Origin of the sequence: Hymenobacter profundi, from assembly GCF_019334315.1 — a bacterium.
Lineage (GTDB): Bacteria > Bacteroidota > Bacteroidia > Cytophagales > Hymenobacteraceae > Hymenobacter > Hymenobacter profundi.
Window position 1 is genome coordinate 81,457 of sequence record NZ_JAHWGL010000006.1, and the last position, 11,578, is coordinate 93,034.

12 protein-coding genes are annotated in these 11,578 nt (G+C 55.1%); 5 read left to right on the top strand and 7 right to left on the bottom strand.

Going from position 1 to position 11,578, the window contains the following annotated elements; all coding sequences use genetic code 11:
- Window position 1: 1 nt before the first annotated feature.
- From KYK14_RS03255 to KYK14_RS03270, 4 genes are all read right to left on the bottom strand, one after another.
- A complete protein-coding gene (locus KYK14_RS03255) occupies window positions 2-649 on the bottom strand; it encodes a sigma-70 family RNA polymerase sigma factor (RefSeq protein WP_185281383.1) in 648 nt (215 codons plus the stop codon).
- Window positions 650-733: 84 nt separating this feature from the next.
- Window positions 734-2,005: an O-antigen ligase family protein gene (locus KYK14_RS03260; protein WP_185281384.1), complete on the bottom strand. Its 1,272-nt coding sequence runs from the start codon at window positions 2,003-2,005 to the stop codon at window positions 734-736.
- Window positions 2,006-2,031: 26 nt separating this feature from the next.
- A complete protein-coding gene (locus KYK14_RS03265) occupies window positions 2,032-3,078 on the bottom strand; it encodes a glycosyltransferase family 9 protein (protein ID WP_219156813.1) in 1,047 nt (348 codons plus the stop codon).
- Window positions 3,059-3,838, bottom strand: a complete 780-nt coding sequence (locus tag KYK14_RS03270) for a glycosyltransferase family 2 protein (RefSeq protein ID WP_219156814.1) — start codon at window positions 3,836-3,838, stop codon at window positions 3,059-3,061. The genes KYK14_RS03265 and KYK14_RS03270 overlap by 20 nt, the downstream gene beginning before the upstream one ends.
- 124 nt (window positions 3,839-3,962) lie before the next feature.
- Here KYK14_RS03270 and KYK14_RS03275 point away from each other — a divergent pair, with 124 nt between their 5' ends.
- From KYK14_RS03275 to KYK14_RS03285, 3 genes are all read left to right on the top strand, one after another.
- Window positions 3,963-4,286, top strand: coding sequence for a DUF805 domain-containing protein (locus KYK14_RS03275; RefSeq protein ID WP_219156815.1), 324 nt, complete (start codon window positions 3,963-3,965; stop codon window positions 4,284-4,286).
- A gap of 141 nt (window positions 4,287-4,427) precedes the next feature.
- Window positions 4,428-5,297, top strand: a complete 870-nt coding sequence (locus tag KYK14_RS03280; protein ID WP_219156816.1) for an SDR family oxidoreductase — start codon at window positions 4,428-4,430, stop codon at window positions 5,295-5,297.
- 76 nt (window positions 5,298-5,373) lie between these two features.
- On the top strand, window positions 5,374-6,414 hold the full coding sequence (locus tag KYK14_RS03285) for an LLM class flavin-dependent oxidoreductase (protein ID WP_219156817.1): 1,041 nt from the start codon (window positions 5,374-5,376) through the stop codon (window positions 6,412-6,414).
- Window positions 6,415-6,515: 101 nt separating this feature from the next.
- On the opposite strand, the gene ahcY is transcribed toward KYK14_RS03285, so the two are convergent.
- A complete protein-coding gene (gene ahcY, locus KYK14_RS03290; protein WP_185281389.1) occupies window positions 6,516-7,844 on the bottom strand; it encodes an adenosylhomocysteinase in 1,329 nt (442 codons plus the stop codon).
- A gap of 70 nt (window positions 7,845-7,914) precedes the next feature.
- Window positions 7,915-8,619 (bottom strand): DUF4397 domain-containing protein, encoded by a 705-nt coding sequence (locus KYK14_RS03295; protein WP_219156818.1) that lies wholly within the window; start codon window positions 8,617-8,619, stop codon window positions 7,915-7,917.
- A 264-nt stretch (window positions 8,620-8,883) separates the two neighbouring features.
- Here KYK14_RS03295 and KYK14_RS03300 point away from each other — a divergent pair, with 264 nt between their 5' ends.
- Window positions 8,884-9,492, top strand: coding sequence for a hypothetical protein (locus KYK14_RS03300; RefSeq protein ID WP_219156820.1), 609 nt, complete (start codon window positions 8,884-8,886; stop codon window positions 9,490-9,492).
- Between the two features lie 27 nt (window positions 9,493-9,519).
- Window positions 9,520-10,755: a class I SAM-dependent methyltransferase gene (locus KYK14_RS03305; protein WP_219156822.1), complete on the top strand. Its 1,236-nt coding sequence runs from the start codon at window positions 9,520-9,522 to the stop codon at window positions 10,753-10,755.
- 9 nt (window positions 10,756-10,764) lie between these two features.
- Here the strand turns inward: KYK14_RS03305 and KYK14_RS03310 are convergent, their stop codons facing one another.
- Window positions 10,765-11,373, bottom strand: coding sequence for a DNA-3-methyladenine glycosylase (locus KYK14_RS03310; protein ID WP_343217050.1), 609 nt, complete (start codon window positions 11,371-11,373; stop codon window positions 10,765-10,767).
- Between the last annotated feature and the right edge of the window lie 205 nt (window positions 11,374-11,578).

Sequence of the window (11,578 nt, forward strand, 5' to 3'; positions counted from 1 at the left end):
GTTATTCTGAGGGGTTATCTTCAATGTCTTCATCTGCCGCATCGTTGGAGTTGCCATAGCCCATTGTTTTGGCGTATTTTTCAAGTTTTTCCTTCAAAAAATTTCGGGCGCGGTGCAAACGCGACCGAACCGTTCCGATAGGAATGTCCAGTACTTTCGCCATCTCCTCGTACGTGAATCCTTCTAGGTCGCAGAGGATAATGACGGTGCGAAAATCCACGGGCAACGAGTTGAGCGCACGGGCTACCTCATCGCCGATGAGGTCACGCACGGCTTGTTGCCGCATGTCCGACGAGGTGCTACCCGCGTCGCCCTCGGCCTCTACGTCTTCCGAATTGTAATAGCTCTCAATTTCGTTGTAGTCGACCTTGGCGGGCTGCTTACTCCTTTTTCGGAAGTCGTTGATGAACGAGTTTTTCAGGATGCGGAACAGCCACGCTTTGGCGTTGGTTCCCTGCTCGAAGTACTCGAAGAAGCGGTAGGCCTTCAAATAGGTCTCCTGGACGAGGTCGTTGGCATCGTCTTCGTCAAGCGTAAGGCGGTAGGCGAAATTGTACAAAGAGTCGATTACCGGCATCAGTTCAGCCTGAAACCGGCGGTCTTTCTCTTCTTTGCTCAATTTGGGTACCCGTTCGGGAGAATCGCTCATTAGACTGAAAAATTACGGCTTAAAATGCAAAAAAAGTACGCAGACAGAAAACAAATGGATGGAATAACCTTCCCGTGTAGGTCATTATTTTGTTAAATCTGCACTCTGGCGCTCTATAGCCACCAATAAGAAACCATAGCAGAACACGAAGAGATTGAAGCTGATCTGAATTTCCAGCAAAGAATCGACCAACATGGCTGCACCTTGAATTAGCAGGAAGTTATACACGTACGGATTACGACGTAGGGCAGGTTGTGCTAATGGCCCCAATAGTACTAGTAGCCATAGCGCCAAGCCCACCAAGCCCCCAGCCAATAAGAAGTGTAAATATTGATTATGCACCATAACACGGTTGAGGGGAAGCAAACCGAAAGAGCGCCAACTGTATTGCGCCATCATTTCGTCGGTGGCATCGGCAGCGCCTACCCCTAGCCACGGATTTGCTTGCGCTATCGTTATAGCTGTGTGCCAAGCAGCCAAGCGTTTCGCTAAAGAGTAGTTGTTTATGTCTTGCCCCCAATCAAACTGCTCAATATCGTACTGGCTGCTCACTATTTGACGTGATACAGACGGCACAGTATGATAAGCCACTAGTGGCGCAGCCACTAATGTTACGAGCAATAGCAATCCTATCTTCCACCAGCGGCGACTCATCAGCAAACGCAGGGTGTTGAAAGATAGCATGACGTAGAAGGCTAGTAGACCAGTACGGTACACCAAAGCGTGCAGAACCAAGGCACTTAAAAAACCACTTATCCACAGTAGCCAACGGCCCCCCAAGGTGCGAGCATTTTGCCCCAGCAAAAAGCCGAAAACACTCGCCATTGCTAGCATCACTCCAAAATGGATGTGAAAAATACCTGTTACAGATTGCAGGTTGGTTGCTTCGCGTAATTCCTCATTAGTGCTGCTGGGAGAAAGCCAGTAGCGTCCGGCTGTAGCCAGCCCAATGGCTGTGACGCCTATTGTAAACGCTACCCCTACCCAATAGCGTTGCCGCGAGCGAAGGGGTACAGCCAGCGCAAAAGCCAGCGGAATGGCTAAGAAAGGCAGTTTGCGATATAACTCGTGGCGCCAAACGGTCCAGGCACTCGTGTATAGCCCGCTGAATAGCAACAACGCATATAGCAAGGCTAGCCACCAAGCGCTTTGGTTGCGTAGCCAGCCCGGCACGGCTGCCCGCAGGTTGGGATTCATTAGAACTGCCACAACGCCCACTATCGGGCTGATAGCAACCAGTGCACGGGATGTTAGCAAACCAACTACGCCAGCAAAACATGCCAACAGTAATACATATTGAGAAAGGAGTCCTTGCTGATAGAGGTATTTCAACCGCTGCATTGCCAATACGCGCATAGGACCGCAAATAACGCAGCAAATGCTTACAAAACTTTATCAGCTATTGGCAATGGCTGCCAATCTGCTACCCGCTCTAGTGCCTGCATAGGTAGTAAGGCTTTGATGCAGGTGCAGGCAGCAGGCTGGCTGCGGCAGTCCGAGCAATCGGGGCGGTTGAAGACCATATAGCCGGCGTGGGGGCCCAAGGGAGCCCAGCGGCCGGGGTGCATGGGCCGGATGGGTGGGTAGAGACCCAGCGCATGGCGACCTAGGGCGGCGGCTAGGTGCAGCGGGCCCGTACTACCCGCCACCAGTCCATCAGCGGCGGCGATGAAGGCAATAAGCTGCGGCAAGCTAAGCTGGCCTGTGAGGTCGGCGGCTAGGTAGGATTGATGTTCTTGTAGCCAATCAGCCAGCTCCGCACCTTCGGCGGCGGTGCCCGTTACCCATACGCGATGCCCCGCTGCGTGGAGCAGCCGAGCCAGCTCACCGAAGTGAGGCAATCCCCATTCGCGGGCGCTTCCACGGCTGCGCGGGTGTAGGATAACGTTGAGCTGACCCGGCCGACGTTCGCGTAACGATTTTTGTATGGGCTCGGGCAGCACTACCTGCGGTTGCAAGCGTACCCACTCCCCTACCCTGCTCAACGGCAAATCGGGAAGGTAGCCCAGGGAGGTTAGCAGGTGCAGATTGAGTTGGGCCTCATGCAGCGGTGAGTTACGGCGGCTCAGAGCCACCAGCTTCGTACATGTTAACCAATGAAACCAACGGTTGCGGGTGCCTATCCGCACAGGAATGTTAGCTAGCCGGGCCAATCGGGCTATTGTCTTATTTGGGAAAACGTGTACTACCAGATCGGCCTGCACCTGCCGGAGTTGCTGTACTTGTTCGGCCACTGAAAGCGTCAATAGCTCGTCGAAGTTGAGGAACGCATCCACCCAAGGGCAGGCATCGGCTACGGCTTGCGTGTAGGTACGCCCCATCAGTACCACTCGGCACTCTGGAAACGTCTGCTTTAGCCAACCTGCTACGGGTAGCGTGAGCACTACATCGCCAATGGCATCGGTGCGGCTAATGAGGAAGGTTTTCATGGGTAGAGGCACGGGTACGCAGCTTGGCAAATTTTAGGAATACACCCCAAGCCGAGATAATGGCGATGCTCAAGCCGGCAAAGCCATCTAGAAAACCCAACCGCAGCACATAGCCGTGCACAAATTTCCAGATAGGCTTCAGCACCAACTGAAAGGGCGTAACGCGGGTTTTGCCACGTAGGGCCAGTTCCTCGGCTGCTATGCTGGTGAAACGGTTCAGCTGCGCCACGTGCTGCTCTACCGAGTCGTACGAGTAGTGCAGCAGGTCGCCCGCTAGGTCCCCTACCGACTGAAACGGTTTTTCGATGAACTGCTCGTGCAGCAACAAACCCTGCCAGCTACCCAGGCGCCGGTCGTAGAGACGTAGCTTGCGGTCGGGGTACCAGCCACCGTGGCGCACCCAGGTGCCGCAGTAGTTGGTGAGGCGCTTGAGGGTGAAGCCTGCCACGGGCGGCCAACTGGCTTTCACTTGTAGAAGGCTCTGACGCAGCTCGTCGGTCAATACCTCGTCGGCATCCAGTTGCAGCACATGGTCATACTGGGCCTGGCCGGTAGCGTAGTTTTTCTGCTCCACGTAGCCGGCAAACGCGTGTTGTATAACCCGGGCTCCGTACTCCTCGCAGATAGCTACCGTGCGGTCGGTGGAGTAAGAATCGACCACCACTACCTCATCGGCCACGCCTTGTACGGCTTCTAGGCAGCGGGCAATGTTGGCTTCCTCGTTGAAGGTAATGATGACAACCGAGAGCATAATGGACATAAGCACGGCAAATATCCGGATTACTTCTTTACCACCTTCTACCGTACTTCATCAGCAGTTGCAGGATTTAAGGGCTTTAGCTTAATTGCACTTATTTTATATAATCAACCTAATCATTTCCTGTATGTTCAAAGATGCTTTTTCCTTTAATGGCCGCATCCGCCGTAAAGAATATATTGTTAGTCAGTTACTCTACTACGTTGGCTTACTGATTATCTCCTTCTTTGTCAGTGAAGCCGATATGCCAATAGTAGGCTTCCTTTTCTTGCCTTTGGCTTGGTTTAGCTTGGCACAAGGAGCTAAAAGATGCCATGACCGGGATAATACCGGTTTCTTTCAGATCATTCCCTTTTATAGTATTTGGATGTTTTTTGCACAGAGCGATAATGGTCCGAATCGTTTTGGTCCTGACCCCAAGCAAACAGCTATGGAGATGCATCTTATCTAGCTATCTAATACTCTACTAAACCACAAGACCAACCTTTTTGGGTTGGTCTTGTGGTTTGGTAGGGCTAGCGGTTTCCATTTATTACTCAGCATTTCGTGCTGTGATGCGTATATGAAGAATTCTAACCTAGCTTAAATGCTCATGCCTATTCTACAAGACAAAACCATACTCGTGACGGGGGCTACCTCCGGTATTGGGCAGATTACGGCGCAGGAACTCGCTAAACAAGGCGCCTACGTAATACTGCTAGCTCGCAATCCTGAAAAAGCTGAGCAAGCCCGCCGCGACATTGTGGCCGCCGCCGGCCACGACCGGGTAGGCATTCTGTTGGCCGACCTATCCGACCTGGACCAAGTGCGCAAAGCCGCCGCCCAGTTCAAAGCCACCTACCCTCGCCTCGATGTGCTAGTAAATAATGCAGGCTTATTGCCCAAGAAAGAGCGCGAAACCTCCGCCCAAGGCTACGAAATGGGCATGGCAGTAAACCACTTAGGGCCATTTCTGCTGACCAGCCTCTTGTTGCCCATGCTCCAGGAAAGCTCCGCCGCACGTATTGTGAACGTAGCATCGGAGGCCTACCACTTTGCCAAGCCTAATCTGGCTGACTTTCAGTCGGAACAGAACTTCAGCGCATTGCGCGTGTACAGCAATACCAAGCTCTACAATATTATGTTCACGCAGGAACTGGCGCGGCGACTACGTAGCCACGGCATCCGTAACGTGACCACCAATGCACTGCACCCCGGCGCCGTAGCCAGCAGCTTCGGCGGCGACAGCACCGGACTAATGGCCGTGGCCATGCTGGTAGCGCGGCCTTTCATGATTTCGCCGGAGCAGGGCGCGCAAACCAGCATCTTTCTGGCCTCCGATCCATCGGTGGCCGACATCAGCGGCGGCTACTACGATTCGAAGCAGACCAAAGCAGTGAAGCACTCCTTCAACACTCCGGAGAACGCCCGACGACTGTGGGAAATCAGCGAGGAGCTGACGGATACGCACTTTCTGGAGTAAGCAGCAAGCGTTTACCCCTCGAAACATTTGGGGCGGCTAGTCGCTTGCTTCTACATTCACTTGTTTATTTGAACTCATGGAATTAGGCATTAGCTCTTTTGGCGAAGTAGCACCGGCCCACGTAGCTGGCCAAGACTACGCCGCCCAACAACGCATGCAGGAAATATTGGCCCTGGGTCGCCAAGCTGATGAGGTAGGGCTAGATGTGCTGGCTATCGGCGAGCATCACCGTTCCGATTATGTGGTGTCGGCGCCGGAGGTGGTGCTGGCGGCCGTGGCTGCCACTACCCAACGCATCCGGTTGGCCAGCGCCGTTACTGTGCTTAGCTCGGCCGATCCGGTGCGCACGTTCCAGAACTTTGCTACAGTCGACCTTATCTCGAATGGTCGGGCTGAGATTATTGCAGGACGTGGTTCTTTCATTGAATCGTTTCCGCTTTTTGGTTACGACTTGAAGCACTACGACGCGCTGTATGCTGAGAAGCTAGAGCTTCTATTGAAGATCAACGAGCAGGAGATTGTGAGCTGGCAGGGCAAGCACCGGCCTAGCTTCGCGCAAAAAGGCGTGTATCCGCGCCCGGTGCAACCGCGCCTACCCATCTGGATTGGGGTAGGCGGCACGCCGGCTTCTGCCCAACGGGCCGGCGCGCTGGGCCTAGGCCTCACCATTGCTATTTTGGGCGGCGCACCAGCGCAGTATGTGGCCTTTGCCGACCTCTACCGCCAAGCGGCTCAGCAGGCCGGCCACGACCCGGCTACCCTACCGCTATGCCTCAACTGCCACTTTCACGTAGCCGAAAACTCCCGACAGGCTGCCGACGAGTTTTTTCCGGCTTACGCTACCGTGATGAACCGTATCGGCCGGGAGCGGGGTTGGTCACCCATGTCGCGGGCGCAGTTCGACCACTTGCGTGGTCCGCAGGGACCATTGCTGGTAGGCAGTCCGCAGGAAATCATCGACAAGCTGCTGTATATCAGTCAACTTTTTAACAACACCCGCTTTATTGGACAGCTGATGCTGGAGGGAATGCCGCACGAACAAGTGATGCGCTCCACCGAATTGTTTGGTAAGGAGGTAGCACCAGTAGTGCGTGAGCGGCTGGGAGTAATGGTATAAATTACTTTCCTGGTTACCGCACCGCTTCTCAACATATCATACAAACAAAACCCCGCCCGGTATAGCACCGGGCGGGGTTTTGTTTGAGCACTGGTTGTTTTCTAGTAACGGTACAGATCCGACTTGAACGGGCCTTCCACATCTACGCCGATGTACTGGGCTTGCTTGGGACGCAGTTCGTCCAGTTCTACCCCAATCTTAGCGAGGTGCAGGCGGGCTACTTTCTCGTCGAGGTGCTTGGGGAGGGTGTACACCTGGTTCTCGTACGCCTCAGCGTTGGTCCACAGCTCAATCTGGGCCAGCGTCTGGTTAGTGAATGAGTTCGACATTACAAACGAGGGGTGGCCGGTGGCACAACCCAGGTTCACTAAACGACCTTCGGCCAGGATAATCACCTCTTTGCCGTCGATGTTGTAGAGGTCTACCTGCGGCTTCACGGTGTCTTTGGTGCTACCGTAGGTCTTGTTAAGCCACGCCATGTCGATTTCATCATCGAAGTGGCCGATGTTGCAGACGATGGCTTTATCTTTCAGCGAGCGGAAGATTTCTTCCGTGATGATGTCGCAGTTGCCGGTAGCCGTCACGATGATGTCGGCCTGGGGGGCAGCGTCTACCATTTTCTTCACCGCGTAGCCATCCATGGCGGCTTGCAGGGCGCAGATAGGGTCAATTTCCGTCACGATAACGCGGGCGCCAGCGCCGCGCAGCGAGGCAGCGGTACCTTTTCCTACGTCGCCGTAGCCAGCTACTACCGCTACTTTACCGGCCATCATCACGTCGGTAGCGCGGCGGATAGCATCCACAGCCGACTCTTTGCAGCCGTACTTATTATCGAATTTCGACTTGGTAACGGAGTCGTTAATATTAAAGGCGGGAATGGGTAGGGTGCCGGCTTTCACGCGGTCCAGCAGGCGCAGCACGCCCGTGGTGGTTTCTTCCGAAATACCCTTGATGCCAGCGGCCAGCTCGGGGTACTGGTTCAGCACCATGTTGGTCAGGTCGCCGCCGTCGTCCAGAATCATGTTCAGAGGCTGACGCTCTTCGCCGAAGTATAGCGTCTGCTCGATGCACCAGTTGAACTCCTCCTCATTCATGCCCTTCCAGGCATACACCGGAATGCCAGCGGCCGCAATGGCTGCAGCAGCGTGGTCCTGGGTAGAGAAGATGTTGCACGACGACCACGTAACATCGGCGCCCAAAGCAATCAGGGTTTCGATGAGAACGGCCGTTTGGATAGTCATGTGCAGGCAGCCGGCAATGCGGGCGCCTTTCAGCGGCTGCGAGGGGCCATACTCCTCGCGTAGCGCCATCAGGCCTGGCATCTCAGCCTCAGCCAAGCGAATTTCCTTGCGGCCCCACTCGGCCAGAGAAATGTCTTTTACTTTATAGGGGACGTAGGTCGTCGCCGTGGTTGGGTTTGTATCAAGCATGATGCAGGTAATTTGGCGTTTCAACCACAAAGGTAGCCAAGTTGTTGAGGAATTTCGAGATGACGCTCTGCTAGTTTGCGGGTTGCAGCTCCTCTACACTCAGCGCCAGCGAGCCGGGCGTGGTAGCCGTAGCCGCGGCCCCACGCAACACTACATTGTATAGCTTGCCCGCCCGCAAAATGGAAGGCTGGGAGGTAGTAGCCACTACAGAGCCTCCAGGTTGCACGGCACGCAACGTTACAGTATCAGGATCAACTACCAAAAAGCCGGTATTGCTACGGAAAGCAACTTCCGGGGCATAGGGGGAAGTACCTGCTTTGCTATTAGTCAGCGTAATACGCGGCGCTTCATACCCCAGATTAATAAAACGCAAGTGCGCTTTGCCAGCCGAAGGAATCGTCAGATCATCCGTTAGGCTCAAGGCCACTACTTGGGTAGGGCTGCTATTGTAGATATACACTGAGTGAAATTTCCGACTGTTAATCGTGAGCGGCACGCTCACTAGGTTGGATGGGGTAGCAGCATCTTTAACTTCCAATGTATGCGCCCCGGCGCTTAGCTCAGTATATCCGGTACTCTGACCATAATAGAGGGACTTTGCAGTCTGATCATCCACCCGCGCATTCACGGAAGTTGGTACAGCAGAAGCCACGTGCACAATGTTGAGCTTACCAGCAGCTGGCGTGTTTTCCGCGTCGTTACAGCCAGCCAAAATCAGTAGAACCGGTGCCAACAGTGCCCCGCAACGTGATGCAGGAAATAGAATATGTGTCATGCTTATTGTTTTTATAAGGATATAAATTCCTAAAGAAAACAGATTACTAGCAAATAGTCGCATGTGCGTGCTAAACTACTGTCTTCTGCAAAACCATATAGTGCGGCAAACGGCCTCTGCAAAGCTATTTAAAGCGAGTGTAGACAGTCGTCGTCGCCGCGTACAGAACGAATCAGCCCGGAATAGTGTTCGACAAAAAAATAGGACTCTTTTTTGCTAACAAGCCAAATCCGTTCTGTCTAGGCACTTTTTATTGTCGCATCTATGCGCTTCTCTGTTACGACGATCTGCCGTCGCATTGCTCTGCTGTTCTTTTTTCTACTGGGGTTTTCTCAGGCGTATGCGCAGCAGCCTACCCCTATGGGGCAATATATTCGCTTGAGCCCCGAGGATAAAAACCGAGGTCTGAACGGGCCGCAGACCAATTTTTACTTTGCCACCGATACCAGCACCAATTACCGCAACGCGGGCTATTTCGGGCAGAAGCTTCGCCCCTACTTGGCCGACAATTCCGAGGCGCTGGAATTTCTTAACGATTACCGCCGACAGAAGTCGTTGCATTTGGCCGAGCGACTGGTGTTTGTTGGCTCTGTGGCGCTATATGGTCAGCAAGTGTTAGCCGGCGACAAGCGGCAGTACTTCAACAACACCCAAAAGGTGGCCGCAGGCGTAGCCGTTTTCAGCTTGATAGCTAATGTGCTCATCTCGCGTAACACCAACACCCACTTGCTGCGGGCAGTAGAAACACACAACAGCATGTTCCCCGCAGCGCGGCACGGTGCCCTCTGGCAGCGCTACCGCCCCACTACAGTAGGCATGAGCGCCACCGCTACGGGCCGGCCTTTGCTGGCGTTGAGCTGGCAGTTGCACTAATTTGCCCGTTTTTGCGTAGATAGGGGCATGGAATATCCGTTGCCCGCGGCGGCCCGGCAGTATGTAGCCGACCACCTGCACCACGACCCGGCCCAGCTGGCGTTGCAGGCCCGCCGCTTTCCGGGACTCCCCGTCCCCGAGCTGGTTCGCCAGATTCAGGCCCGCCAAAAGGCGCGCACCAAGCTGCCCGCCTGGGCCGAAAACCCCGAATTGATTTTTCCGCCGGCCCTGTCGGTGGAGCAGGCTTCGTCGGACCGCACGGCAGCTTTTAAGGCCGAGTTGGTTGGCGGGCAACGCTTAGCCGACCTCACGGGCGGCTTCGGTGTAGATACCTGCTACTTTGCCAGCCACGTAGCCGAGGTGCACTATGTGGAGCGAAATCCACAGTTAGCCGAGGTGGTGCAGTACAATTTGGGTCTGCTAGGTGTGCGCAATGTGCACTACCACACTACTGATGCCCTGTCATTTTTAAAAAGCACACCGGATACGTTTGACTGGCTCTACCTCGATCCGGCCCGCCGCGACACCGCCTCGCGCAAGATTTTCCGGTTGCAGGACTGCGAGCCGGATGTGCTACGTATCCTACCCCTACTGCTGCACAAGGCCCCGCGCGTCCTGCTCAAAACCTCACCCATGCTCGATATTGAGCTAGCCATTCAGGAATTGAAGCATGTGCGTCGGTTGTGGGTGCTAGCTGTGGATAACGAGTGTAAGGAGGTGCTGTATGAGCTAGGCGAAGAACCCGCCGTAGACCCCGAGCGCTACGCCGTGAACCTGACCCGCACCGGCGAGCAGCAGGAGTTCCGCCTGAACCGCGCCCGCGAAGCCCGCGCCATATCGCGCTACGCCGAGCCGCAGATGGGGCAGTACCTCTACGAACCCAACGCGGCCATCCTGAAAGCAGGAGCGTTCCGTAGCATCGGCAATGCCTTCGAGCTACTGAAGCTGCACCAGCACAGCCACTTGTATATGGCCGACGACCTGCGTGCGGACTTTCCGGGTCGAATCTTCCGCATTCAGGCGGTGGAGCGTTATGATGCCGATGCTCTTCTACCCTACCTTGGCCCCGAAGCGCGCGCACACGTTACTACCCGCAATTTCCCAGATACGGTAGCCATATTCCGGCAACGCACCGGCATCCGGGAGGGCGGCCACATCTATTTGTTTGCTACCACCGATTTGCGGGGCCGCCTAATGGTATTGGTGTGCGAAAAGGTGAAGCATTGGAGTGGAGAGCTAGTAGCGGCTACTCAATTGGCTTAGTATACCGTACTATTTGGCCGGGCTGGTCCACTGGCTATCCTTGATGCGGAAGCGCCAAGGTAGGCCAGCCGCCTCCGCGCCAGCGTAGGCCAGCCCTACTCTGGCGCTAGCGCGTACCTGCGTGTCGGGCACGTCCTCGCCGTGGTCTTCCAGCCAAAGCACGTCGCCCTGCAGATCGGTGCCGGTGAGGGCGGGTGTGACGCCTAGCGCCTGCGTGAGCAAGCCAGGGCCGGCCGTCAGGTTGCGGGCTATGGCCGCTAGACCGCGCCGGCGGAGCATCGTATCAATGCCCACGGTAGGCTCAATGGCGCGAATCAGGACAGTATTAGGAATATCGGCGGCGTTGCTGACGATGTTGAACAGCGTGTGCCGCTGGTACACTGTGTAGAGGTAGGCGCGGCCGCCCGGCTCATATAGCGCCTGTCCGTGCTGACCGCGCCGCTTCAGGTGCATTGTGAGGGAGTTGTCGCCCTCGTGAGAGTAGGCTTCGGTTTCGACGATGCGGCCGCCGGTTAGCTCGCCATCAATGCGGGAGAAGACGTACTTCCCCAGAAGTTCGCGGGCAATTAGGGTAGGGTCGGGGCGCTGGAAGAAAGCGGCGGAAATTATATTGGCCACGGATTCGCTTGGATGTTGAGGGTTACACGAATTTTTGTGAACGAGAGTTTTTTCGCCCATCGCCTACCCTATCATCCTGAGCTTTCTAACAGCCCCATCCACGAAATCCGTGTAATCCGAAAAATCCGAGCGAATCCGTGGTTCAGACAGTATCTTTGTGGCGTAGCGGTGGCCGGACCCTAAATGCGGGGCGAGGCTGAAAAGG